The organism is Sunxiuqinia sp. sy24, from assembly GCF_052677165.1.
The window spans coordinates 171045-195645 of record NZ_JBQYLH010000002.1 but is presented as its reverse complement, the minus strand read 5'-3'; the positions used below and the strand labels follow the sequence as shown (position 1 = coordinate 195645).

23 protein-coding genes and 1 tRNA gene are annotated in these 24601 nt (G+C 43.7%); 11 read left to right on the top strand and 13 right to left on the bottom strand.

Translation table 11 applies throughout. From position 1 onward, the window contains the following. The first annotated feature begins 119 nt into the window (after positions 1-119). Positions 120-1241: an acyltransferase gene (locus ACUNWA_RS03020; RefSeq protein WP_445590401.1), complete on the top strand. Its 1122-nt coding sequence runs from the start codon at positions 120-122 to the stop codon at positions 1239-1241. A 491-nt stretch (positions 1242-1732) separates the two neighbouring features. Then, entirely contained in the window at positions 1733-2416 is a 684-nt protein-coding gene (locus ACUNWA_RS03015; protein ID WP_445590400.1) for a PKD domain-containing protein, read from the top strand. A 70-nt stretch (positions 2417-2486) separates the two neighbouring features. Here the strand turns inward: ACUNWA_RS03015 and ACUNWA_RS03010 are convergent, their stop codons facing one another. Further along, positions 2487-3428 (bottom strand): DsbA family protein, encoded by a 942-nt coding sequence (locus tag ACUNWA_RS03010; protein WP_445590399.1) that lies wholly within the window; start codon positions 3426-3428, stop codon positions 2487-2489. A 169-nt stretch (positions 3429-3597) separates the two neighbouring features. On the opposite strand from ACUNWA_RS03010, the gene ACUNWA_RS03005 reads away from it, so the two are divergent. Next, entirely contained in the window at positions 3598-3909 is a 312-nt protein-coding gene (locus ACUNWA_RS03005) for a winged helix-turn-helix transcriptional regulator (protein ID WP_445590398.1), read from the top strand. 9 nt (positions 3910-3918) lie between these two features. Here ACUNWA_RS03005 and ACUNWA_RS03000 read toward each other — a convergent pair. The 4 genes from ACUNWA_RS03000 to ACUNWA_RS02985 form a co-directional block, all read right to left on the bottom strand. After that, a tRNA-Gly gene (locus tag ACUNWA_RS03000) sits at positions 3919-3990 on the bottom strand. Between the two features lie 80 nt (positions 3991-4070). After that, positions 4071-5039 (bottom strand): tRNA epoxyqueuosine(34) reductase QueG, encoded by a 969-nt coding sequence (gene queG, locus ACUNWA_RS02995; RefSeq protein ID WP_445590397.1) that lies wholly within the window; start codon positions 5037-5039, stop codon positions 4071-4073. A gap of 277 nt (positions 5040-5316) precedes the next feature. Beyond that, positions 5317-5622, bottom strand: coding sequence for an iron-sulfur cluster assembly protein (locus ACUNWA_RS02990; protein ID WP_445590396.1), 306 nt, complete (start codon positions 5620-5622; stop codon positions 5317-5319). 12 nt (positions 5623-5634) lie between these two features. Continuing rightward, positions 5635-6057, bottom strand: coding sequence for a SufE family protein (locus ACUNWA_RS02985; protein WP_445590395.1), 423 nt, complete (start codon positions 6055-6057; stop codon positions 5635-5637). A 214-nt stretch (positions 6058-6271) separates the two neighbouring features. Between ACUNWA_RS02985 and rbr the strand changes: the two genes are divergently transcribed. From rbr to trxA, 4 genes are all read left to right on the top strand, one after another. Next, entirely contained in the window at positions 6272-6847 is a 576-nt protein-coding gene (rbr, locus tag ACUNWA_RS02980; RefSeq protein ID WP_445590394.1) for a rubrerythrin, read from the top strand. Positions 6848-7029: 182 nt separating this feature from the next. Continuing rightward, positions 7030-7683, top strand: a complete 654-nt coding sequence (locus tag ACUNWA_RS02975) for a Crp/Fnr family transcriptional regulator (RefSeq protein WP_445590393.1) — start codon at positions 7030-7032, stop codon at positions 7681-7683. A gap of 97 nt (positions 7684-7780) precedes the next feature. Continuing rightward, positions 7781-7999, top strand: a complete 219-nt coding sequence (locus ACUNWA_RS02970; RefSeq protein WP_445590392.1) for a DUF6132 family protein — start codon at positions 7781-7783, stop codon at positions 7997-7999. Continuing rightward, positions 7986-8291, top strand: coding sequence for a thioredoxin (gene trxA, locus ACUNWA_RS02965; protein ID WP_445590391.1), 306 nt, complete (start codon positions 7986-7988; stop codon positions 8289-8291). The genes ACUNWA_RS02970 and trxA overlap by 14 nt, the downstream gene beginning before the upstream one ends. Positions 8292-8452: 161 nt before the next feature. Here the strand turns inward: trxA and ACUNWA_RS02960 are convergent, their stop codons facing one another. From ACUNWA_RS02960 to sufB, 4 genes are all read right to left on the bottom strand, one after another. Further along, positions 8453-9673 (bottom strand): aminotransferase class V-fold PLP-dependent enzyme, encoded by a 1221-nt coding sequence (locus ACUNWA_RS02960; RefSeq protein ID WP_445590390.1) that lies wholly within the window; start codon positions 9671-9673, stop codon positions 8453-8455. A 207-nt stretch (positions 9674-9880) separates the two neighbouring features. Further along, entirely contained in the window at positions 9881-11242 is a 1362-nt protein-coding gene (sufD, locus tag ACUNWA_RS02955; protein WP_445590389.1) for a Fe-S cluster assembly protein SufD, read from the bottom strand. Beyond that, entirely contained in the window at positions 11239-11988 is a 750-nt protein-coding gene (gene sufC / locus ACUNWA_RS02950; RefSeq protein WP_445590388.1) for a Fe-S cluster assembly ATPase SufC, read from the bottom strand. The genes sufD and sufC overlap by 4 nt, the downstream gene beginning before the upstream one ends. 164 nt (positions 11989-12152) lie before the next feature. Then, entirely contained in the window at positions 12153-13598 is a 1446-nt protein-coding gene (gene sufB / locus ACUNWA_RS02945) for a Fe-S cluster assembly protein SufB (protein WP_445590387.1), read from the bottom strand. Positions 13599-13744: 146 nt separating this feature from the next. Here sufB and thiL point away from each other — a divergent pair, with 146 nt between their 5' ends. Beyond that, positions 13745-14779, top strand: a complete 1035-nt coding sequence (thiL, locus tag ACUNWA_RS02940; RefSeq protein ID WP_445590386.1) for a thiamine-phosphate kinase — start codon at positions 13745-13747, stop codon at positions 14777-14779. A 166-nt stretch (positions 14780-14945) separates the two neighbouring features. Here the strand turns inward: thiL and ACUNWA_RS02935 are convergent, their stop codons facing one another. Beyond that, positions 14946-16475 carry a GNAT family N-acetyltransferase gene (locus tag ACUNWA_RS02935; RefSeq protein ID WP_445590385.1) on the bottom strand — a complete coding sequence of 510 codons (1530 nt, stop codon included), beginning with the start codon at positions 16473-16475 and terminating at the stop codon, positions 14946-14948. A gap of 505 nt (positions 16476-16980) precedes the next feature. On the opposite strand from ACUNWA_RS02935, the gene ACUNWA_RS02930 reads away from it, so the two are divergent. Continuing rightward, a complete protein-coding gene (locus ACUNWA_RS02930) occupies positions 16981-18810 on the top strand; it encodes a fasciclin domain-containing protein (protein ID WP_445590384.1) in 1830 nt (609 codons plus the stop codon). A gap of 124 nt (positions 18811-18934) precedes the next feature. Here ACUNWA_RS02930 and ACUNWA_RS02925 read toward each other — a convergent pair whose 3' ends face one another. Together ACUNWA_RS02925 and ACUNWA_RS02920 are read right to left on the bottom strand one after the other, a co-directional pair. Beyond that, on the bottom strand, positions 18935-20425 hold the full coding sequence (locus tag ACUNWA_RS02925; RefSeq protein WP_445590383.1) for an outer membrane beta-barrel protein: 1491 nt from the start codon (positions 20423-20425) through the stop codon (positions 18935-18937). Then, on the bottom strand, positions 20422-20976 hold the full coding sequence (locus ACUNWA_RS02920; RefSeq protein ID WP_445590382.1) for an RNA polymerase sigma factor: 555 nt from the start codon (positions 20974-20976) through the stop codon (positions 20422-20424). Before ACUNWA_RS02920 ends, ACUNWA_RS02925 begins: the two co-directional genes overlap by 4 nt. A 253-nt stretch (positions 20977-21229) precedes the next feature. On the opposite strand from ACUNWA_RS02920, the gene ACUNWA_RS02915 reads away from it, so the two are divergent. Continuing rightward, on the top strand, positions 21230-22474 hold the full coding sequence (locus tag ACUNWA_RS02915) for a serpin family protein (protein ID WP_445590381.1): 1245 nt from the start codon (positions 21230-21232) through the stop codon (positions 22472-22474). Next, on the top strand, positions 22467-23018 hold the full coding sequence (locus ACUNWA_RS02910) for a hypothetical protein (RefSeq protein WP_445590380.1): 552 nt from the start codon (positions 22467-22469) through the stop codon (positions 23016-23018). Before ACUNWA_RS02915 ends, ACUNWA_RS02910 begins: the two co-directional genes overlap by 8 nt. Before the next feature lie 102 nt (positions 23019-23120). On the opposite strand, the gene ACUNWA_RS02905 is transcribed toward ACUNWA_RS02910, so the two are convergent. Beyond that, positions 23121-24491, bottom strand: coding sequence for a C1 family peptidase (locus tag ACUNWA_RS02905; protein WP_445590379.1), 1371 nt, complete (start codon positions 24489-24491; stop codon positions 23121-23123). Positions 24492-24601: the final 110 nt, after the last annotated feature.

The following is a 24601-nucleotide window of genomic DNA, read 5'->3' as shown; positions in this document are numbered from 1 at the left end:
TAAGATCGGACGCAGGACCAGTTCACGGCATTTCTGCCAAACAGGATTTCCAGCAACATGAAAACGTGCCAACCCAACAAATTTTATCCTTTGCAGTCAACTAATTTTAAAAGAAAAAAATGATACAACCATCCAACAAAAACCGAATCGTATACCTTGATGTATTACGAGTATTAGCCATGCTTATGGTGATTATGGTACACGTAGGAGATGCCTACCTATTCAACGCCGAAACGATGACATTTGAAACGGAAGCCTCCCTGTTCGCCGTTTTATTACGCTCTTCCGTACCGCTTTTTATCATTATGTCGTCTATCTTATTGTTACCCATAAAAAAGGACAACACCAGCTTTTTCAAGCGGCGTTTTACGCGTGTGGTTATTCCCTTTCTTATCTGGTCTATCATTTATGTATTTCTGCCCATACCCAATGAAATCGCGTTTGGTGGCCCGGCCAATACCTTCACCGATTCCGGATTAAACGTATTCCTATACAATCTCATGATGGTTCCCTTTAACTTCACCGGAAGCAACGTTCACTTTTGGTTTCTGTACATCATTTTGGGCTTGTACCTATTTATGCCAATCATTTCACCCTGGATAAAAACCGCCTCTAAAAGGTCACTTATTTTCTTCCTAAGTATGTGGGGAATCACTTTGTTCTTCCCTTACCTCCGCCTGTATTTTCCCCAAATTCACGGTGAATGTGACTGGAACGACTTTGGCATGTTTTATTATTTCGGAGGCTATCTGGGCTATGTTATTCTGGGCTACTTCCTACACCATCACAACCGTCTGAAAGCCGGTCAGTCAATGGCTATCGGAGCCATTCTTTTTATCGTTGGAGTCATTGTTACCTACTGGGGATTCATACACGACCAAAATGCATTTTTTAAAACACTAGCACTATCGCATGTAGAAAACTGGAAACTAATCGAGTTTAACATTAGCTTTCTGTCTCCCAATGTCGTCATCATGACAGCTGGAGTTTTCATGTTATTTCAGAACATTAAACTATCAGCTTTCATGAAGCGTGTTTTTACCGAATTATCCGTTTTTAGCTATGGTATTTTCCTGGTTCATTACATCATCACCCTGTGGATAACAGCCTGGCTGCACAACTCTATGATGATAAATCCAGGGCTTGAACAGTTTCTACTAACCGTACTTACCTTTTCAATTTCCTACGGTATTGTGAAACCAATTTCATTTTTCCCACGCTCGAATTATATTATTGGTTGATGCCAGTCTGATCCTGGGACAGAATGAATAACAATGACGGATCAGGAGTGAGCTCGCTTACTCAAAGAGAAAAAATAGCACCAGGTAAAAGCCGGTTGAAAATAATTCAGCTGGCTTTTCTCCTTTATCGAACAATCTGCCGCCCATTTGCTGGCTCAATTACGATCGCTAACAATAAACCGCAATAAAGCATAAAGGCACGGTGCAATTCGGATGGTTCGTAGCTTCAGCAATCACTGATAAATCGGAGATTTGGCTAAAAAAGTTAAAACAAAATATGCGCTTGGGCTCGGCTGCAATTTGAAACAGGGAAACTGAACAAATCTCTTACGCTTCATGCGGCAGATCTCACATAAGGGCATTCGACTAAGTTCTGATGCTAACCTACAATTTTTGAAGGGATTATTAATTTATTAAATTTGACCTTAGTCGGAATTCAACAAAAAAACCGAATAATTAAACTTCTATCGAATTAATTAAAAACGTTCATTATGAAAAAAATCTCAACGACTACTCTTTTTTGTTTGACACTTACAGTTCTGCTGGCCTCTTTTATATCTTGTGGGAAGAATGATGACGACGTAAATTCTCCTGTTGCTCAATTTTCCTCTTCTGATACCAACACCGATATCGGCGTATCTTTAACATTCACCGATGAATCTTTAAATAATCCAACCAGCTGGTTGTGGGATTTTGGTGATGGCAATACAAGTACACTACAGAATCCGTCACATAGTTATTCTGATTTGGGAGCATATTCTATCAGCTTGAAAGTCAGTAATGAGTATGGATCACATACCGAAACCAAATCTAATTTCATTAATATCGATGATGTCAATGAGTTAGATGGCGTCTGGAGAGGTTATGAAGTAGGTACAGATACCGAATGGGAAATGAACTTTGCGGGAAATGAATTCGGATATATTGCAGGTGGACATGAAGTCTACTCCGGCTATTACGCCGTGAATACAAGCAATGAAGTAAGACAACTTATTGCCACAGTAACTTCAAGCAGTTTGTCTCAGTATATTGAAAAAGACGCTTATGCTATTTATAAATTCAACGGTGAAAATTCAATAATTTTAGCAGCCAATAAACCGGGTAGTGACACCTATCCAGCGGATTTTTCAACGGGTAATGGCACCAGGATCTTTAATTTAACTAAGCAAGAATGATCTTATCTACAATCCTCTTATCTGTTCACACTTAAGCTACGCCCCATCTAAGCAGCATTCGTTTCGCGGATCACCTGCCACTAACAGTTATCTTGGATAGAGCCTTTGTCCACAGCGTACCAGTTTTAATCGCAGTTTTCCGAAGCTCCTGCCGATCGGCCAACTCCTGCAACAGGCCTTCGCTTGCCTCCGTGGATTTCCCGCTTAATTCGGCGAACTCACGAGAGGTTAGCGTCGGAAACTCATGGAACAAACCTCCCCACGATCGGTCGTACTCTTTTTTTACCGCTTCCGGATAGCAGTCAACAACCGCTTTTTCAAAAATAGCATACGGTTTAAACCCAATAATCACCTGTTGGTCTTGCCCTTCGGCAGAAATCAACAGCGTAGGAAAACCTCTGACACCGAGCTCTTGAGTCAAGTCCCGATCCTTCTCGAACAGCACTGCCCCCCGTCCTTCAACGTCAGCCTTAAGCTGAACCAAGTCCAGTTCGGTTTGCTGAGTCGCCGCTGCAATCGTTTCCCACCGGGCAATGTTTTTCTTCTCCACAAACACCATTTCCCGCAACCTTCTTAAAAATTGAAGGGCCTTCGTTTCATCCTGCAACTGTGCAGCCTTAAAAGCAATCGATGGCGGGAAAGACGAGTGCAAAGGATCTTCCAGCCAAATGTCACCATCAATAGGCATATCAAAATAACTACTCAGTTCGTCCCAGTGCTGGGCCACATCCGAAGGTTTACTTATTCCACCACGATTGTAGTTCCAGTCGGGAAGCAAGCCCCCCATGCGGTACTCCAACTCCACGTCATCGCCATATTCCAGCATCAGTTTTCGCAACTGCGGTTCGATGCCCCAACAAAAAGAGCAAATCGGATCGGAGAAGCAGATGATTTTTACCGGTTTCTTTCCGGCCGAATGCGTTTTTTTCTTGTCCTGTAGCAGTTGTTCCGGCATATCACAAACCCCCACCTCCGGATCACAAACCATCGGATTGTTTCTATTTTCTTCCATATTCTTTGTTTTTTTTACCTGAAGCAGGCTTCGTTTATTCTATTATTCGAAACACAGAATTCCTGAACAATCAAGCCCCCTGTTCGTTCTTGTCTTTTTTATCAGCTGATGAATATTTCAGCTGCAAAAATGATTGATAAAAAAATACCAGTCAATAAGTCAGAAAAATATGACTACCACGAACTCTTGTCCAACTGATGGCAACTGCCCGGCTGAAGGCCTGCTGAAACTGCTTTCAGGAAAGTGGAAACCCCAGATTTTTCGATTGGCCGCAGAAGGTCCAGTTCGTTTCAATGCGCTTTTGCGCCAATTGGAAGGCGCGAACAAGCAATCCATTGCGGTGGCACTACGCGAGCTGGAGAGCGAGGAAATACTAGAAAAAATGATTGTCCGGGAAAAACCGCTGCATATTGAATACCATTTATCGGAGAAAGGAAAATCGCTACTTCCTGTTTTCAAAACACTGGAAACCCTGCTGTAGGATACCATGAGCGGGAAACGGGGATCGAACCCGCGACCCTCAGCTTGGGAAGCTGATGCTCTACCACTGAGCTACTCCCGCCTGATTGAGCTAACTTGTTCAAATGTAATTCATTTTCAGCTCTGATGTTCCAGCGAGCCCGTTTTTTTTCAACCAACTATTTATTCCTCTGGGGATTGAGATTCACCCGGACTGCTGGCCCGCTCAATAAATCGTAGGTTTCGCTTCAGCCCCTCAAACTTGGTTCGTTTAACGGCTGATTTTCGGAACAACTCGTTAAACAAAGGGTGATCCATTTCCTGCCACTCCTTCAGGGTGAGCTTCATCAATTGGGGGTGTGGTTCAAAATCCGGTTCCTGGTGGGCTTCCGATTTCAGATTCCAGGGGCACACATCCTGGCAAATATCGCAGCCAAACACCCGGTCGTTGAATTGACCTTGCAACGATTCATCCAACTCACCTTTCTGCTCAATGGTTTGATACGAGATGCAGCGCCGGGCATCAACCACCCGCGGAGCCACAATAGCCTGTGTGGGGCAGGCATCGATGCAGCGCGTACAGGATCCACAATAGTCGCGTACCACGCGCGTGTCGGGCTCCAGCTCCAAATCCACAATCAGCTCACCAATAAAAAAGAAACTGCCATGCTCCACCGAAATCAGGTTGGTATGTTTGCCTACCCAGCCCAGCCCAGCCTTGGCGGCCCACGCTTTATCCAACACCGGAGCCGAATCGACAAACGGCCGACCGTTACAAGGCGCTAGTTCATCCTGAATAAATTTCAGCAACGCATTCAGTTTGTCTTTCAGGACAAAATGATAATCTTTGCCATAAGCGTATTTGGACAACACCGGAGCCTCGGAATCATGCTGCTGTTCCTTGGGAAAATAATTCAGGAGAACAGAAATCACCGACTGTGCCCCTTCAACAATCAACCGCGGATCCAGACGCATGTCCTTATTACGAGCCATGTAGCCCATCTCGCCATGCATTTCCTGGTTCAGCCAACGTTCCAGCCGAGGTTTCTCTTCTTCCAGCCGTTCCGCCCTGGAAATACCACAATCAAGCAAGCCCAACTCCCGCGTTTTGGCTTTAATTTTTTCTGAAAATACTTTTTGTGTTGTGCTCATACAATGGCTTAAAACTATAAACAAGTACACTAAAATAAAAACTCTTTCGCTTTAAATAAATAGCTACCAGGAACAAAAAAACCTACTTCGCCCATTAGCGATACCCCAACTATCGCTAGCGGATCTAGCCCTCCAAAACGAGCGATGGCTCTGGATGACACGAGTTATCAACAATTTGTTCATAACTTCAAAAACCCCGCCAACAACAAAAAAAGGGGTGAGCTAGATCCAGCTCACCCCTTGAAGGTTATTTTGGCCTACAATACAGACCATTTTCTTAAAAGAATCCCAGTTCCAGGCGGGCTTCTTCACTCATCATCGACTTGTCCCATGGCGGCTCAAAAGTCAGTTCTACGTGGGCATCTTCCACTCCTTCTGCTGTCAGAGCCGCCTGCCGGGTGTCTTCCACCAGCATATCGGCCACCGGACAGCCAGGAGCAGTTAAGGTCATAATCACGTTGGCCTTACTATTTTCATCCACATCGATGTTATAAATCAGGCCCAAATCGTATATGTTTACCGGAATCTCCGGGTCATAAACTTCTTTTAAGTTCTCTATAATTAAATCTATTCTGGCATCCATAGCGTCTTCTCTTTAGCTTGAAATTCTGTTATAAGCAACAGCATATAACTTAATTTGTTTGATCATGGCAACCAATCCATTGGAGCGTGTTGGCGACAAGTGCTGCTTCAAGCCGATGTCATCCACAAAGTGCAAATCACTCTCCATCAATTCCTGGGGAGTACGTCCCGAAACCACACGCAACAAAAGCGCAACCAAGCCTTTCACAATCACCGCATCGCTCTCTCCCTCGAAATAAATCTTTCCGTCTTTGAACTCCGGCACCAGCCAAACCCGCGACTGGCATCCTTTAATCAAGTGCTGATCGTTCTTTTGTTTGGGGTCCAGATCTTTCAAATCATTCCCCAACTCAATAAGATAACTGTATTTATCCATCCAGTCCTCGTAAAGTGAGAATTCCTCCACAATCTCGTGCTGTATATTTTCTATTGTCATGAGCTTTAGCTTTTAAGGGTGCAAAGGTCGTAATTTTTTTAAGAATCACACAAAAATAAAATCCTGTCCCCGGCATCTTATTAAAAAAATAAACAATAAAATATCATTTATTGAATGATTCTAAATACCCTGTCAAACTTCGAATTCCCAGTGTATTTAATTATCTTCAAGCTTCCAAAGAATCAATCAACAAAAATCGTTAAATACATAAAGAATGAATTCAATAGTAGGAACTCAGACAGAAAAAAACTTACTGAAAGCTTTTGCGGGTGAATCACAGGCCAAGAACCGCTACGAGTTTTTTGCCAAACAAGCACGCAAAGAAGGCTTACAGCAAATTGCCGCTATTTTTGAAGAAACAGCCATTAACGAACAAGCTCATGCTAAACGCTTCTTTCGTTTTTTAGAAGGTGGGATGGTTGAAATTACCGCCAGCTACCCTGCCGGTGTTATCGGGTCAACCCTGGAAAACCTGAAAGCTGCTGCTGATGGTGAAAACGAAGAGTGGACAGATTTGTACCCTGAGTTTGCCCGTATAGCCGAAGAAGAAGGCTTCAAACAAATTGCCGTGGTTTTCAAAACGATTGCTAAAATTGAAAAACACCACGAAGAGCGTTACCGCACGCTGTATGAAAATCTGGAAGAAGGCCGGGTGTTCGAGCGCGAAGACAAGGTGATCTGGAAATGTAGGGTTTGTGGTTTGCTACACGAGTCACAACGTCCGCCCAAAAAATGCCCTGCCTGCGAACATGAGCAAGAGTACTTCGAAATTGAAGCAACAAACTATTAAGCTTAACTAAAAAAATCGCCTGCAGAAAAGCTACCCGAAAAACCATCAGTGTCACCCTGAACTTGGTTCAGGGTTTGTCAGCTACTCCTGAAAGATTCTGAACCAAGTTCAGAATGACTCTGTCTTCCGGTCTTTTCTTCAGGCGATTTCCTCACCGATTCTTACTACTTTTGCTGTCATCCATGTCAAACATCCGAGCCATATTAACTAAACGCTTTCCTTTCTTCGGAAACGAACTAGTGGATGAGATTGAACAGCACGGTTTGCCTCAAGCCATCGATGCCGATGACGAGATTTTGCGCGAAGGCCAGTTCATCAAATCCTTTCCTCTCATCCTGGAAGGAAGCTTGCGCGTAATCCGCCAGGACAAAGATGGCCGTGAACTTCTGCTTTACTTTCTGAATCCGGGAGAAGTGTGCTCCATGGCACTCACCTGCTGCATGGAACAACAGCAAAGCAATATCAGCGCTATTGCCGAGCAGAACAGCCTGATCATCCGCATTCCCGTTGAATTGCTGGACCAATGGATGGTGCGCTTCCCTGAATGGAAGTCGTATGTGATGTATGCCTACCGCAAGCGATTTGAGGAGCTATTGGACACGATCGATGCTATCGCGTTTCAGAATCTAGACCAACGGTTGCGCCGCTTTTTCATAGCCCGTTTTGAAGCGACCGGCGAAAAGCAGTATCGTGGCAAACATCAAGATATTGCCTATCAACTAAACAGTTCGCGTGAAGTTATTTCCCGACTGTTGAAAAAAATGGAGCAACAAGGGCTGGTTAAACTTAGCCGCAATGAAGTTGATTTCTCGGCCTTAATCCACTCGAATCTCTAAGCACATCACCCAATTCTCTACAGCCAACAGTTTGTGTGACTCAAGTCACTTCCCAAAACCAAGCAATCCTATTTCTTTGCTAAAAAATAAGACAAACATGAAACAGATTATCCTAAAGCATAAATGGCAAATCGTTGGAACACTCGTCGGTGCTTTTGCCGGATTTTTATACTGGCATTATATTGGCTGTAACTCCGGCACTTGCCCTATACAAGCCAACTGGCACACCAGCTCCTTGTATGGTGGACTGATGGGCTTTTTGATTAGCGACATGAAAAAATCAAAAGAAAAAACCGCAGACGATGGAAAAGTTTAACCAGATTATCCAGGAAAGCACGCCGGTGCTGATCGATTTTTCGGCAGAGTGGTGTGGCCCCTGTAAAATGATGGCCCCCATCTTGAAACAAGTTAAGGATCAATTGGGCGAGCAGGTCCGTATTCTAAAAATTGATGTGGACAAGAATCAGGAAATAGCGACGAAGTTTCAAATTAGAAACGTCCCTACGCTCATGATTTTCCAAAACGGACAACGCAAATGGACAGGAAGCGGGGTGATGCAAGCCGACCAGCTGGCTTCGATCATCCAGCAAACCACTCATTCCTTCTAAAAAAACCAAATCAAGATACCCCTCTTCCCGAGGGAGTTTAGCTGAGACTGAGAAGTCGACCAAAAGGGGAAAGAAGAAGACAGGGATTCGCAAGAATTCCTGTTTTTGTTTTAATTCATCTGGTTAATTCGACAAACGCTTTTTGAGATCAGCAGGACGCCTTAACCCAGCATCACGACTAGTTTATTCAGCGCTTTAATGAACTCATCAATTTCTTCCAGCGTGTTGTATACGGCAAAGGAAATACGAATGGTTGCCTGCTGTTGAAAATGGTCCATCACCGGGTCGGCGCACAAGCGACCAGTACGCACGGCGATACCCATTTTATCGAGCATGGTTCCCAAATCAAACGGATGGATGCCTTCAATATTAAAGGTAATAACTCCCGATTTTTCCTTTTGGGTTCCGAAAATCATCATCCCGGGAATTTCATTCAACTTCTGAGTAGCATAATCCAACAACTGGTGCTCGTAAGCGACCACTTCTTCGACAGCTAAACTTTGCAAGTAGCGGATGGCCTCACCAAAAGCAATCACTCCAGTAATGTTGGGCGTTCCAGCTTCAAATTTATAGGGTAACTCGTTGAAGCTAGTCTTTTGAAAAGTGACTTCGGAAATCATTTCTCCCCCACTTTGGTATGGAGGCATTTGATCCAGCAGTTCTTTTTTTCCGTATAAAATGCCCACCCCGTTGGGGCCATACATTTTGTGCGCCGAAAACACATAAAAATCTGCATCCAGGTCCTGCACATCCACTTTCAGGTGCGAAATAGCCTGCGCTCCGTCAATCAGCACCTTAACCCCTGCCGCATGCGCTTGTCCTATAATTCGTTTTACCGGATTAATGGTTCCCAGCGTATTCGAAACATGAGCCACCGCAATCAGCTTGGTTTTTGCTGTCATCAGCTCATCCAGCTTTTCAATCTCCAATCGGCCATTGTCATCAAAAGGCAAGACAACAATTTTGGCTCCTTTGCGCTCTGCCATCAACTGCCAGGGCACAATGTTGGCATGGTGCTCCATTTCTGAAACAATGATTTCGTCACCCGCCTGTACAAAAGCTTCGCCGAAGGAAAAAGCAACCAGATTGATACTTTCCGTTGTGCCCTTTGTAAAGATAATTTCTTCCCGCGCCTGGGCTCCTAGCAAGTCCTTCGCCAAGTCGCGAGCGGCCTCAAAATCATTGGTTGCCTGGTCGGCCATAAAATGCGCGCCCCGGTGGATATTGCCGTAGTACTCCAAATGCAACTGCTCTTCCTTTTTTAAAACCGACAGCGCTTTCTGCGACGAAGCTGCACTGTCCAGATAAATGAAGGATTTGTTATAAACCTGTTGATCCAATATTGGAAAATCTTTCCGTATGCGGGCAATATCGAGTGTCATGATTGTCTTTTGAATTAAATGGAAATTGAGCGCTTCACTTAATTGAAGTGCTCAATACACTAACAGAGCTACAAAACTAATGTTTTTGATTAAACTTTTGAAGTTTAAGACGGCCTGCAAAATCAACAGGATTAGATTAGTCTTCAGCCAACGAGATTCTGAAAATAAAAAAGCCTCACGAGAGGTGAGGCTTTGGATTATATCTTACTAATTTTTATCGCAAGCGTGGCAGCGGGCCAGTTCTCCGCGCAGCCGTTTCTCAACGAGTTCGTCAATCCGGTCGCGGAGGGGTTCAACCCGTATATTTTGAACAACTTCATGAGCAAACGCATTCATCAGTATCATGCGGGCTTCGGCTTCACCAATGCACCGGGCACGAAGGTAAAATAAAGCTTCCTCATCAATCTGACCAACCGTGGCACCGTGACTACATTTTACATCATCCGCATCAATAATCAGCTGCGGTTTGGTATTCATTTTTGCAGAATCGGTCAACAAAACATTATTATTTCGCTGGAACGCATTGGTATTTTGAGCATCGCGCACCACGTGAATTCGTCCGGTAAAAGCGCCCACCGAGTCTTCATCCAACACATTCTTATACACCTGATTACTCAAGCAATTCGGAACAGCATGTTCGATATTGGTAAAGTTATCAACATGTTGATTTTTGTCGGTAAATGACATGCCATACAAGTTGGCTTCAGCATGTTCACCGGCCATTTCTACCTTCAAATTGTTTCGGATCAGTCCGCCATGCAAGGTCGCCACACTGCTTAACAAGTTGGAATTGGCTTCTTGTCTGAAAAAAGAAGAATTCACGGAGTTGGCTTGGTTATTTTGATTTTGAATAGTGTACACATCCAACACAGCATCCTGCCCGACAAATACTTCGGTCACACTATTGGTCATAAAATCACTTGAACTCATGGTGTGATCACAAAAAATCACCTTTGCCTGACTATTTTTGCCCGCAATAATCAAATTTCGCTGCGTTGCAAAAACAGGTTCGTCAGCACGCATCAGGTTAATCACCTGAATGGGTTTTTCAACAACAGCCTGATCAGGCACATACATAAAAAAGCCATCCTGTGCAAAAGCGGTATTTAAAGCCACTACTGGGTCTTCGCTTAAACCAGCCTGACGATTCAGGTAGTTCTTCACTAACACAGGCTGCTCGTTGGCAATTTGTTTTAAACTTCCTACAACCACCCCTTTGGGCAAATTACTCAGCGGTTGATTTTTGGCATAGTACCAGCCATTTACCAGCAACACCACATCCGTATCCAGCTGAGGAACATCGCAGCGAAAAGCTTCATTCAGGTCAACATCAACCGGCTGGTATTGAAACAAATGCCGGAACGACTTGCCAAAGACCCGCTCGAGGTTGGTGTATTTATAATCTTCGTTTTTGAATCCGGGAATTCCTCCTTGTTCAAAACGCTTAATGGCGATTTCACGCATCCGGTTGAGCAAGTCGGATGATCCCTCATCCAGCAGACTCCGGTTTGCATAAAAAAGCTCAGTATATTTTTCGCTTAACGCGACTTTATTTGCTGTTAATGTCATAAACTATGATTTTTTAGCCAGTCGTACCCTTTTTCTTCCAACTCCAAAGCCAGCTCTTTACCGGCTGATTTCACAATCTGTCCTTGGTACAAAACATGCACAAAATCCGGAACGATATAATCCAACAGACGCTGGTAGTGCGTAATCACAATCGTTGATCGTTCAGGATGTTTCAAGGCGTTCACCCCATCAGAAACAATCCGCAGCGCGTCAATATCCAGCCCAGAGTCTGTTTCATCCAAAATGGCTAATTTGGGTTCCAACATGGCCATTTGAAATATTTCATTTTTCTTCTTCTCTCCACCCGAGAAACCTTCATTAACAGAACGGTTTGTCAGCTGTGAATCCAAATGAACCAATTCCTTTTTTTCCCGCATCAACTTCAGAAATTCGCCGGCTGTTAACGGCTCCAAACCATTAAATTTGCGCATTTCATTCACTGATGTCTTAATAAAATTCACCATCGGAACACCCGGAATTTCAACGGGATACTGAAAACCCAAAAACAGGCCCATGCGGGCACGGTCTTCAGCCGACAGATCGAGCAAGTTCTGGCCTTGGTAAATGACTTCACCTTCCAGCACTTCATATTCTTCTTTCCCTGCCAGCACATTCCCCAAGGTACTTTTTCCTGAGCCGTTTGGTCCCATGATGGCATGCACTTCGCCTGCTTTAATTTCAAGGTTGATTCCTTTCAGGATTTCCTTCCCTTCAATAGCAACTCTTAAATTTTTTATTGTTAGCATGTTATTCTAAATTTCGTATTCCGAGCTCTGAGTTTTGTATATGATCTGCTGTTTGGACCATCACCGTTTTCCCTCTTCTGCTTTTGAGGGATCGAAATCGCTTCAGGCGACCTGTTGCCGGGCAAAAAACTCACTCAAAATCTATGATTTATATATAATTTCAATTATCCAACACTTCCTTCCAAGCTGATGGCCAGCAACTTTTGTGCTTCCACCGCAAATTCCATCGGTAACTTATTCAAGACTTCCTTCGCGTAGCCATTCACAATCATTCCGATGGCATCCTCGGTTGAAATTCCCCGCTGGTTACAATAGAAAATCTGGTCTTCGCCAATTTTGGAAGTGGTTGCTTCGTGCTCCACCACCGATGATTTATTCCCCACTTCAATGTAAGGGAAAGTATGTGCTCCACAGGTTGATCCTAACAAAAGCGAATCGCACTGAGAGAAGTTACGGGAATTAACAGCACCTGGAAGTACTTTTACCAATCCACGGTAAGCGTTGTTACTCACGCCCGCTGAAATTCCTTTCGAGATGATGGTACTCTTGGTATTTTTGCCGATATGAATCATCTTGGTACCCGTGTCGGCTTGCTGATGGTTGTTGGTTACCGCTACCGAGTTAAATTCACCGACCGAGTTATCGCCCATCAAAATACAACTTGGGTATTTCCAGGTGATGGCCGAACCGGTTTCTACCTGAGTCCAGCTAATCTTGGAAGAAACGCCCCGGCAAATACCACGCTTAGTTACGAAGTTGTATACCCCGCCTTTGCCTTCTTTATTTCCCGGATACCAGTTTTGTACCGTTGAATATTTTACTTCGGCCCGATCTAAAGTGACGATCTCAACCACCGCAGCGTGCAATTGATTTTCATCCCGCATAGGAGCGGTACATCCTTCCAGGTAGCTCACGTAGCTATCGTCCTCAGCCACAATCAAGGTCCGCTCAAACTGGCCGGTTCCAGCAGCATTGATACGGAAATAGGTTGAAAGCTCCATCGGACAGCGCACCCCCTTGGGAATATAGCAGAATGAGCCATCAGAAAATACGGCAGAGTTTAAGGCGGCAAAGTAATTATCGGAAGTTGGCACAGCCATTCCCAAATATTTCTTAATCAAATCAGGATGTTCATGCACCGCCTCGCTGAAAGAACAAAAGATAATTCCTTTTTCAGCCAAGGTTTCCTTAAAGGTTGTTTTAACCGACACACTGTCAATCACCGCGTCAACAGCAACTCCGGCCAGTACTTTTTGCTCCTCCAAAGGAATGCCCAACTTATTGAATGTTTCAATCAAGTCCGGATCAACTTCATCCAGACTTTCATATTCTGGTTTTGCTTTTGGCGCAGAATAATAGATGATCTCCTGAAAATCAATTGGAGGAATTTTCAGGTAAGCCCAATCCGGCATCGGCATTTCCAACCATTTACGGTAGGCATCCAACCGAAATTGCAGCATAAAATCAGGTTCATTCTTTTTGGCCGAAATTAAGCGGACAACATCTTCGCTTAATCCCTTTGGAATTGAATCGGACTCAAAATCAGAGACAAATCCAAATTTATATTCTTGTGAGGTTACCTCGTGTAATATCTTATCTTGTTCTTCCATATCCCCTTTTTATACGTTACTTTTTCCGCTTGTAATAACAAACTTTAAAATAGACTGTTTAAAAATAATTGCAAAGATAAGGAAGTAAAGCTATTTTTGCAGGCGAAAACACTTAAATCCACACCTTAAGGTCTGATATTTAAAAAATGGATAATACTAAGAATCAAACAGCACTTTCTACACTCGGCGAATTTGGACTTATTGATCGTCTGACGCAAGCCATCCAAATTCAACACAAAAGTACAATTAAAGGTGTTGGGGACGATGCTGCCGTACTAAGCTTTGAAGACAAACAAATCGTTGTAACGACTGATCTCCTCACCGAGGGCATTCATTTCAATCTGATGTATGTCCCCTTAAGACACCTAGGGTACAAAGCAGTAGTGGTAAACTTATCCGATGTTTTTGCCATGAATGCACATCCTCGTCAAATTACCGTTTCACTGGCTATTTCCAATAAATTTTCAGTTGAAGCCATTGACGAGTTGTATGCCGGTATTCATCTGGCCTGCGAAAAATATGGCGTCGATTTAGTGGGAGGTGACACCACCAGCTCGCTAACCGGATTAACTATCAGCATAACAGCCATCGGCGAAGCCAAATCAGAAGATGTGGTCTATCGGAATGGTGCCCAACTGAACGATTTAATTTGCGTTTCGGGTGATTTAGGTGGAGCCTACATGGGTCTTCAACTGTTGGAGCGTGAAAATGAAGTTTTCAAAGTAAACCCCAAAGAGCAGCCCAAACTGGAGGGCTACGATTATATTTTGGAACGTCAGCTAAAACCAGAAGCACGAGCCGATGTGATTAGCGCACTGAAAAGGCTGGAGGTTAAACCGAATGCCATGATTGACATTTCCGATGGCTTGTCATCTGAAATTATGCATATCTGTCAAAAGTCCAACGTGGGCTGCGCCATTTACGAAGAGAAAGTTCCGTTGGATTTTCAAACCAAGAAGTTTGCTGAAGAGTTAAGCATCAACCCACTTGTGGCTGCCCTGAATGGTGGCGAAGATTATGAATTGCTATTTACCATTCCATTGGCCGATCATGACAAAATAAAGAATGATCCGGACATTACCGTCATTGGACACATTACCGAAGCCAGCAGCGGAACCAACATGATTACCGGTGCCGGAACAGCCATCCCCTTACAAGCTCAAGGCTGGAACCCAATTTAATTACGCTAAAATAACGACGTTATAAAAAACGGCACTGCTGACTCATTCTCGTTCAGCAGTGCCGTTTTTAAGTAAATGACTTCCCGGTTGTTTTTCTGACCAAACCGAGCTCAGAAAAGAAAAGTCAGAAGATAGAAGCCTTCTTTGTCTGTTCAACGAATCGATTCTATTTCTTTTTAACCTCGTAAATATCGCTTCGACGATCTTTTAAATTGCGCACACTACCAAACTGATTTAACTCCCGAAGCAGATCAATATCCACATCCGCTATCACAATCATTTCGGTATTGGGCGTTGCTTCCGCCTTAATTCCATTCATCGGGAAGGAGAAATCACAGGGCGTAAAAACCATCGACTGAGCATACTGAATATCCATGTTATGGACTTTGGGAAGATTTCCAACGCCACCGGCAATGGCCACATAGCACTCATTTTCAATGGCCCGCGCCATAGCACAATTCCGTACGCGCGAATAGCCGTTTTGGGTGTCGGTCAGGAAAGGAACAAACATAATGTCGACTCCTTCGTCAGCCAACAGGCGTCCCAGCTCCGGAAACTCCACATCATAACAAATCAACACCCCAATTTTTCCGCAATCCGTTTCAATCGCTTTCAACTCCGAACCTCCCTGCATTCCCCAAACCTTTGCTTCGTCAGGCGTTACATGCAGCTTTTCAAACCGATCAACGGAACCATCGCGTTTACAGACGTAACCAGCGTTATACAAGCGATCGTTTACCATTTCAGGCATACTACCCGTAATGATGTTAATGTTATAAGAAATGGCCAACTCCGAAAATCGGCGGATAATTTCATCGGTGTGTTTGGCCAGCTCCCGGATCGCCTCGGGTTCACTTAAATGATTGTTATCAGCCATCAGTGGAGCCATGAAAAACTCAGGAAACAGGGCAAAATCAGAACGGTAACCCGAAACAGCATCCACAAAATATTCCGCCTGATTCATCACATCATCCAGGTTTTTATAAAGACGCATTTGCCACTGAATTAAGCCCAACCGCACAATCTTTTTGGTGATCACCGGCTTTCGGCTTTCTTCTTCAAAATAAATATTGTCCCACTTGAGCAGAACAGCATAATCATTAGAAGCTTCATCGCCCTCCAGATAATTTTTTAGAATTTTAGACGGATAAAAGTCATTCGAAATCTGAAAGTTGAACACAGGATCCACAATCTCCTTACGCCTGACTTTGGCGATATATTCCTTGGGAGACATTTGGTCGGCATATTTATGGTAGTTGGGAATACGACCGCCGAAAGCTACTCCTTTCAGGTTGAGCCGCTCACAAAGTTCTTTCCGGTAATCGTACAAACGCCGGCCAAGCCGAAGTCCGCGAAACTCAGGACGAATAAATATCTCAATGCCATAAAGCAAGTCCCCATCCGGGTTATGCGTATTAAAGGTATAGTTCCCCGTAATTTTCTTATAGGTGTGCTGGCTTTCAAACTTATTTGAATCAACAATGATTGAAAAGGCACAACCAGCAATCTGCCCATTGACCTTAACAACCACTTGGCCCTCCGGAAACCGGCTGATTAATGTTCTCAGATGCGGCTTAAGCCAATAGGAGTCGGGCATCTCCGGGTAAGACTCAATCAAAGCGCGCTTTAATTCCTCGTAGTCACTAAGCTTTAAAAAAGACAGCTCAATATTCTCAATTTCATTGGTATTTGTCATATTCAGAAATCGCTTATGTAAGTAATTTTCATTTGCAACAACAGCTAAATGCCGGCTAAAGTTAGGTCGACTCACTTAGAAATAAAAACATACTGCTATCAATTTAGATCAATCGGGTGATTCGAAACCAGCGGCTCTTCTTTATCAACGTCGAGTTTCCGTGCAGGCAATCTCACAGTTCATGCCTACAAGCTAAACAGAAAGCAATCAACCAAAAACTCCTGACACTGGAGCCAGCCCTCGGCTATAAACAATTCATAATGAATTAGAAGAAATCACACACTCCACACTCCCATTCAGCTTCAAAATACTAATATCATCCCATCCCGGCTTAAACAAAGAATATCATTAACATTTATTAACAAACAAGCCAAACCCCTCGATACGCTCATAAACAATGAGCATTTTCAAATATTACGTACTATTTGTTTAGCGAATATCAATATTCATTAAACACTTTTACATCCCAACACGTTTTACTATCGAATTCAAAAACTTAACGACGATGAAAACATTAGAAAACACAAAATTGAATGTAACCAGGTATCTATCCTTAGTGATGGTAGTATTAATGTCTCTAGCTTTTGTAAGCTGCAATGACGATGATGATCCGGTGATGCCGGAAATTGTTTCCCCTGTTGACCTGGCAACCTCTTTGCAACAAATTACAGATGATCCTGCTTCCTACTCCGGAGACATTTCTGATTCAAAGAAACAAATTCTTATCTCCCAGAAACCGAAATTTAACACTTTGATTGCAGCACTGGTAAAATCAGGTTTGGTGAGCACGGTTGCAGACGCGGACTTAACCATCTTTGCTCCAACCGACAAAGCTTTCGAAGCACTTTTCAACGCACTGGGCGTTAGCGGAATTGACGCTTTAACAGGCGAACAACTGAGCCCTATTCTACTCTATCATGCCGTTGCAGGCCGTGTTCAAGCGAGCGATCTGTCGGATGGATTAGTGGAAACAGTCAATGGCGCCTACCTCACGGTTGACAAATCGGACGGTGTAATGATTGATGACGCGACAGTTGATTTAGCCGATTTGAAAGCCAAGAATGGTTTAATTCACATTATTGACAAGGTATTGTTACCACCTTCAATGGATTTAGTTGAAAAAGCGATTAGTTTCGACCCTGAATTTTCGATCCTTGTTAAAGCAGTTGTAAAAGCCGATTTGGCGAGCACCCTAGCTGATGGTGGGCCATTCACTGTATTTGCACCAACAAACGCCGCTTTCGAAGCCTTGTTTACCGATCTTGGAGTGGGTGGTGTTGACGATTTGACAGCCGAACAATTGACTCCGATCTTACTGTACCACGTTGTAAATGCAAGTGTATTCTCTTTCGATTTGTCAGCCGGTCCTGTGGCAACACTGAATGGTGAAGAAGTTGAAGTTGATCTTTCTGGCGGTGTAATGATTAATGACGCCACCGTTATCATAGCTGACCAACAAGCAACTAATGGTGTCATTCACGCCATCGACAAAGTGTTATTACCTCCAACAAATTTGGTTGGAACAGCGATAAGCTATGATCCCGAGTTCTCCATTTTGGTTGAAGCCGTTGTAAAAGCTGACTTAGCGACTACGCTGGCCGAAGGTGGACCATTTACCGTATTTGCTCCAACCAACGCCGCTTTCGAAGCATTATTTGCTGAACTTGGCGTAGGAGGTGTAGCCGATTTAACAGCCGAACAATTGACTCCAATATTACTGTACCATGTTGTTGACGGTAGTGTTTTCTCAACCGACTTAGCCAATGGCTTTGTACCGACCTTGAATGGTGCTGCAATAGAGGTTGATCTCACCTCTGGTGTCATGATCAATGAAGCCACCGTCGCTATCGCCGATGTTAAAGCGACCAACGGTGTGATTCATGCCATTGACCAAGTGCTGCTTCCTCCAGCAATGAATCTGGTTGGTACAGCCTTGAGTTTCGATCCGGAATTTTCGATCCTCGTTGCAGCCGTTCAAAAAGCAGACTTGGTAAGCACCTTAGCTGAAGGAGGTCCATTTACGGTCTTTGCGCCCACCAACCAAGCATTTATGGATCTGCTTGAAGAACTTGGGCCAGATGTAACCAGCCTGGATGATCTCTCAGTGGAACTATTAACAAGCGTATTACTTTACCATGTTGTTGATGGGCGGGTTTATTCCAGCGATCTGGAATCCGGAACGGTCACCACTAAGAATGGTAGTTTTGAGTTGGATCTATCCACGCTTACCATTACCGATGCCAATGAACGTGAGTCAGGATTGATTGCCGACTTACTCAACGTACAGGCTACCAACGGAGTTATCCACGTAATCAATAAAGTGATTTTACCATAAGACACGATTGAAATACGCCAAGAACAATAAACAATTGAAACAGAAAGAAAAAGGGATCCCGACCAGAGATCCCTTTTATTCTTTTATAAAAGTTAGAACGCAGCTAAACAAACCATTCTTGCGACTAAAACTGATAGCTTAATCCTGTTGAAACCCCAATGGTATAAGGTTTAAAATCTACATCGGCATTGCCGTTCAGCGAGCCCAGGAAATACTTCAACTGTGGCTCAACATGCAAGCTAATCTTATCTGAAATTCCATAGCCCAACCCAAGCCCAACACTCGTACTGTAATTCAGTCGGTTCATATCTCGGGTTTCACCAATCCGCTCGCTACCATACTGGCTGCTGGCATACGCATTGTTTCCAACAAGCACACTGGTATTGAATCCTCCAAGCACCTGTAAATCAAAAACTGCATCAATCAGCTGATAACGAAAAATAAGCGGAATCTCGATATACTCAAAGTTCTGCTCAAACTCCGTTTCGGTCAATAAAATCCCATCATTAGCCGACAAAGATTCAAAACTATTACTTAGCTTGGCATTGGTTGGTAGCCGGTCGATAGAGATAACTCCGGCAGCTGTATTCATCAGCATCTCGCCTGCTTTAACTGCAACAGCAGTATTGAAGTAAGCCGCATCTCCTCGAACAGCTTCCCCACCGACTAAATCGGAAGCTATATTTTCCGGCTGAAATGGTTGGTTCGATGAAGTTTGTTCCAGCTTGCTGTAGTATACCCCACTCTGAACACTCCATCGCTTCTTTGTTTTGTATTCAACAGCAAGGCCTGCCCCCACCTGAAAGTTATCTTTCGAATTTGAAACAGTCATATTACGTGAATATTCCGGACTTTGCGAGGCTTCATTAACCGCCATGCCCGGCGTCAGCATAGCCCCTACCTGCCAGCCTTGCTGATCTCCAGCTTGACGGTTCAGGACCAGCATCCGGGCATTTTCTTCCACCTTAAACTGATCCAGACGATTCAGTTCCGAAGATATTTCCCGCTGTTTCCGGCTCATTTCAACCAAGGCCGACTGCTTCTCAAACGAGTCGTCCAACTGAATATTAAGCAAGCTCAATAAACGCATGGGTTCTGGTTCTTTTTCCATGTTTGTTGACCGTTTCAAAATTCGCTGCTCCTCACCTCCGGTCGAAACCCGATTTAAAGCATAGCTATTTTCGATTGACAAATTTGGATCTCTTTTTGTTACTCCTTCTGATTTAATTGTATTTTGAACATCGGCCTCGTTTACCTCCTGCACATAAGCTGCGTTTGCTTGCACCGGCTCCTCTGCAACTGCGCTACTTCCTTCCGTTTCAACACCCAACTCTCCCGGATCTGACTGAATCGCTTGCTCGTTTACCGGCACTTGCCGATCAGACAATACCGGTGTCAGCTCCCCAGGCTGCTGCTGCATCTGCCACCCTAACCAGAAGGCTAGTAAAACCGCTGCGGCAACACCAGCTCCCTTTAGGTAAAAGAACAACACGCGACGCTTCCTCCCTACTTGTTGCTCCCGAATGCGGCTCCAGACATAAGCTGGCGGCTCATGTTCAAAATTCTGTAATTTCGAGCGGAACAATTCATCTAATTGGTTATTATCCTTTGTCATGCAGAATAATTATTTTCTATTTCTCCAAAAACTTTCACTACTTTCTCCTTTAATATTGCCCGGGCACGCGCCAGGTTCGATTTTGAGGTTCCTACCGAAATTTTCATTTCTTCGGCAATTTCTTTATGATTCATGCCATCAAACACGTAGAGGTTAAACACCATCCGGTAACGTGGCGGCAACTCCTGAATAATTTTCATCAGATCCTGAGCCGATATTTGCGAAATAATCTGATCGTTAAGCTCGGGACCATCATAAACACCCATATCCTCAACCGGATGCATCAAATGGTTTTTACGGTAACGCTCTAAAGACGCATTCACCATAATCCGCCTGACCCAACCTTCGAACGAACCTTCATGCCGGAATGAACCAATTTTTTCAAAGACCTTTAAAAAACCTTCCTGCAAATTATCCTCAGCCTCGGTTTTATCTTTGGAATAGCGCAGACAAACCCCATACATCTTGGGCGCCAAATACCGGTATAGCTCAGCCTGCGCTTTTGCTTTTCCGGCAGCACTATCAATAATGACTTGCCTCAGATCTTTCAAAATCGTTTCAATTGGTTAAGATCAAAATTAGTAGAATACTTGCACAAATAGCAAGTCATTCTTTGGTTTGTTCTAAAACGCACACCTTTCAACAGGCATGATGGGTGATTCAATAAGCAGATGCTAACCATCGCTTAATGGTTGCGTGAAGCCATCCACTTTTCGCCTTATTTTTTTTATTTGACGCAACCATTTCTAACGTCAAACAATCTAAACAAACACAAGCAGCATCAAAATCTAAAATAGCTCAACGATGAAAGCACTTATTCTACTTGCCGGTCTTTCTCTTTTCACCCCCCTACTCCACTCCTGTTCCAACTCTCCAGTGGATGAAGGCAAAGTGAATGACATTCAACTCGATTTAAAATCACAACAACTCGTTGAAGCCGATAACGCTTTGGGACTGGAACTTTTCAGCCAAGTGAATGCCGAATTAAAAGAAGACGAAAACCTGATGATTTCGCCACTGAGCATTTCGCTGGCACTGGCCATGGTTTACAATGGCGCCGAGGAAGATACCAAAGCCCAAATGGAAAGGGTGCTGCATAAAACCGGTTTTTCTGCAGAACAAATCAACCAAGCTTACAAGCTGTTGGTTGATGCTCTGGGGAGCCACGACCCCAAAGTTGAATTATCGATTGCCAATGCTATTTTTCACCGCGATGATTTTAACGTAAAGTCCGACTTCATTTCGACCAACCAAAGCTACTATGCAGCAGAAGTAGAAGCGCTGGACTTTAAAAACCCGGATGCCGCTTTGAGCAGGGTCAATGGATGGGTGAAAGACCAAACCCGAAATAAAATTGAAAAGATAATTGAAGAGGTTTCGTCCAACGATGTGATGTACCTGATCAATGCCATTTATTTTAATGGGCAGTGGACTTACCGGTTCGATAAAGATAAAACAGCAGATCGTGTGTTTTACACCGAAAAAGGGAACGAGTTGCAAGTACCAAGCATGATGCTGGAAAAAACGAGCTTGAATTATACCGAGACAGAACAATTCCAACTTTTGGAACTACCTTATGGCAGCGAAAAATACAGCATGTTGATTTTCCTTCCACATGAAAATTATTCAACCCATGATGTAATTGGTGATCTTAATCAAGCAAAACTAAACAACTGGCTTGAAAACCTACATCAACGTAACTTGAAAGTCTACCTTCCGAAACTTGAATTCGCCTACGAAAGCAGCTTGGTGGACAACCTGAAAGCTTTGGGAATGAATGATGCCTTTGATGCATCACGTTCGAACTTCTCAGGCATTTCGAACCGCTCTGATTTATTTCTTTCTGAAGTAAAACACAAAAGCTTCATCAAGCTCGATGAAAAAGGAACTGAAGCCGCAGCCGTAACAGGCGTAACCGTTGCGGTCACTTCGATCGGGCCAGAACCTGTTTTCGATGTCAATCGTCCTTTTGTTTTCGCCATTCGCGAAAAAGATACCAACGCCTTCTTGTTTATGGGAAAAGTTAATAATCCGTTGCGCCATGAATAAAATCAAACTACTATTACTAATCTTCCCTTTTCTGCTGGCAGCCTCGTGTACTGAGGAAGAAGAGCTGACCAATCCGGAAGAATTCACCATCTATTTTCAGTTTGAATATGTGAATCATGCCTGGACTTATCAGCATCAGGGCTTTATCATCGATCAGCATGGAAATAGCTACGATTACCATCAACCGGAAAACTGGATTTGGCCAGAAAACAACCAAATAAGCCTTGAAGATTTCGAAAATAACCTTTCACAAACAGAAAGCCGATTAGACTTGTTGGATGGAAGTGACATCAAGAGAATGGAACTGCTGGCATTGCGAGCCCGCCAAGGTAAACTTACCGAGGGGAAGTCGGTGATGGCCGACGCCGGTGCTGAGATTTACGCCATCTACCTTGCTAAAAAAGATAGTCCTTCGCTCACCAGATACCTACTCCAACAACGTGGCGACTGGTACCAGAAAAATACAAGTTCGGCTTCAGATGAAATTGTGGAATGGTTAATTGGCATTCGGGGTGAAGCAGGATACACTGAAGAGCATTTTTGATCAAACAAATCAGCACCTGGTTTTCTCAATCGTTCTTAATTAATCCAAAAAAAACGGGCAGCATTTATATCATGCTGCCCGTTTTGCCTTTTATCAATTCCCTTAGAACATTGGATCCCAAGGCGGTAGTATTTCTGCTTTTTCACCGTAGATATCCAACACTTTTTGACTCACATATTTTTCGTGAACAACAATCCGGAACATGTATTCGCTAAACCATTCGTCTGTAAACGTAAGGTAACCTTTCTCGCCCGACTGCTCGCCCCAGCTGTTTTCAAACTGCCACTTCACCGGTTTTTCATCGGCATCGACCTCAACAGCAATCAGGGCCATACCATGACTGGAACCGCTTTCGCGACTCTGAATGCGCTCGGTTTTCGACATGGTGAAAGGAACGTTGTAAACAGCTTCATAGTTGAAATTATCAACATCCAACACGCCAAAATCGCGACGCAACTGCTTGCCCACATCGCACGAAGCATACATGGCCTCGTTGTTTTTGATCGATTCAATACAAAACGCTTTAATGTCCTCGTTGGGCAAATTGACATAGTGCCAGTTTTCACCTTCCTCAACATTGCGGTAATTCTCAATTTCGTAATGCTTCCAGAACGGACGCGAAGGGTCATTCATCAGCATCACATAATCATTCAGTTGAATATCGCCCAACACCTCTTGCATAAATGATTTTGGCGTAAACGTTTTGGGGGCAACCAACTCTCCTTCTTTATCTTTGTATCTGAATTCGAATTCAACAGGAGGTTCACCGAGGTTCAATGCCAGCATACGGTAAATCACAGCCATCATGTCAACTTTGGCATTGTCAATGGCCTTTTCACTTTTACCTGATGCTTTCATCTCGCGCAACGCTATGGCTTGCTCGCGCAATTTGCGATTCACCAGCTTGTTCATCCAACTTGTATTTTCGCTTGAATAGGTTTCTTCCATCGCCTCACGAGGAACCATGCCATATTTATTGGCCAGATTAACGAAGTTGCTCCATTGACCGCCATCATCAACCGGCGAGCGAAAGTACCAGCGTACCTTTTGATCGTCAATCCCGCGATCGGCCGTCGCAACAATGTTATTCAAAAACAAATTGGCCTTTTCAAACAAATCCCAGAAATAAAGGTAGTTTTCGGAAAACTCAAGCGATTTCGTATTGAAATGCTTACTGGCCATAGGTCGGAAAATATTCAAGGAAGTAAACAGCCAACAACGGCCCGACTTTTTTTGATTTGTAATTCCCGAAACATCAACACGATACGTAAAGTAATGATCGGTTGTGCCTTCATTGTTGCGGCTCCACGCCAAACCGGTCACTGGATTGGACGACAAGGCATTTTGCATGCCAACAGTATAATTATCTTTCACAAAACCCGACCTAATTTTATCCAGATCATTTTGATCAATCGACTGACTGACAGCTAACAATGGCAGCATCGCAGCCAAGAAAAAAGTCCATTTTTTCATATGCTTGAATTCTATATTTTAGTTGAAAGGCATCAAAAATAGCCATTATTCAAGCCAAAAAAAAGAGGCATCTCCGTGAGTGCCTCTTCTGTATTTATTTCGTTTGTCGA

Excerpts from the sequence above, each read along its gene's own strand:
- ACUNWA_RS03020 (WP_445590401.1), top strand. The coding sequence starts at position 120 with ATGATACAACCATCCAACAAAAACCGAATCGTATACCTTGATGTATTA.
- ACUNWA_RS03015 (WP_445590400.1), top strand. The coding sequence starts at position 1,733 with ATGAAAAAAATCTCAACGACTACTCTTTTTTGTTTGACACTTACAGTT.
- ACUNWA_RS03010 (WP_445590399.1), bottom strand. The coding sequence starts at position 3,428 with ATGGAAGAAAATAGAAACAATCCGATGGTTTGTGATCCGGAGGTGGGG.
- ACUNWA_RS03005 (WP_445590398.1), top strand. The coding sequence starts at position 3,598 with ATGACTACCACGAACTCTTGTCCAACTGATGGCAACTGCCCGGCTGAA.
- queG (WP_445590397.1), bottom strand. The coding sequence starts at position 5,039 with ATGAGCACAACACAAAAAGTATTTTCAGAAAAAATTAAAGCCAAAACG.
- ACUNWA_RS02990 (WP_445590396.1), bottom strand. The coding sequence starts at position 5,622 with ATGGATGCCAGAATAGATTTAATTATAGAGAACTTAAAAGAAGTTTAT.
- ACUNWA_RS02985 (WP_445590395.1), bottom strand. The coding sequence starts at position 6,057 with ATGACAATAGAAAATATACAGCACGAGATTGTGGAGGAATTCTCACTT.
- rbr (WP_445590394.1), top strand. The coding sequence starts at position 6,272 with ATGAATTCAATAGTAGGAACTCAGACAGAAAAAAACTTACTGAAAGCT.
- ACUNWA_RS02975 (WP_445590393.1), top strand. The coding sequence starts at position 7,030 with ATGTCAAACATCCGAGCCATATTAACTAAACGCTTTCCTTTCTTCGGA.
- ACUNWA_RS02970 (WP_445590392.1), top strand. The coding sequence starts at position 7,781 with ATGAAACAGATTATCCTAAAGCATAAATGGCAAATCGTTGGAACACTC.
- trxA (WP_445590391.1), top strand. The coding sequence starts at position 7,986 with ATGGAAAAGTTTAACCAGATTATCCAGGAAAGCACGCCGGTGCTGATC.
- ACUNWA_RS02960 (WP_445590390.1), bottom strand. The coding sequence starts at position 9,673 with ATGACACTCGATATTGCCCGCATACGGAAAGATTTTCCAATATTGGAT.
- sufD (WP_445590389.1), bottom strand. The coding sequence starts at position 11,242 with ATGACATTAACAGCAAATAAAGTCGCGTTAAGCGAAAAATATACTGAG.
- sufC (WP_445590388.1), bottom strand. The coding sequence starts at position 11,988 with ATGCTAACAATAAAAAATTTAAGAGTTGCTATTGAAGGGAAGGAAATC.
- sufB (WP_445590387.1), bottom strand. The coding sequence starts at position 13,598 with ATGGAAGAACAAGATAAGATATTACACGAGGTAACCTCACAAGAATAT.
- thiL (WP_445590386.1), top strand. The coding sequence starts at position 13,745 with ATGGATAATACTAAGAATCAAACAGCACTTTCTACACTCGGCGAATTT.
- ACUNWA_RS02935 (WP_445590385.1), bottom strand. The coding sequence starts at position 16,475 with ATGACAAATACCAATGAAATTGAGAATATTGAGCTGTCTTTTTTAAAG.
- ACUNWA_RS02930 (WP_445590384.1), top strand. The coding sequence starts at position 16,981 with ATGAAAACATTAGAAAACACAAAATTGAATGTAACCAGGTATCTATCC.
- ACUNWA_RS02925 (WP_445590383.1), bottom strand. The coding sequence starts at position 20,425 with ATGACAAAGGATAATAACCAATTAGATGAATTGTTCCGCTCGAAATTA.
- ACUNWA_RS02915 (WP_445590381.1), top strand. The coding sequence starts at position 21,230 with ATGAAAGCACTTATTCTACTTGCCGGTCTTTCTCTTTTCACCCCCCTA.
- ACUNWA_RS02910 (WP_445590380.1), top strand. The coding sequence starts at position 22,467 with ATGAATAAAATCAAACTACTATTACTAATCTTCCCTTTTCTGCTGGCA.
- ACUNWA_RS02905 (WP_445590379.1), bottom strand. The coding sequence starts at position 24,491 with ATGAAAAAATGGACTTTTTTCTTGGCTGCGATGCTGCCATTGTTAGCT.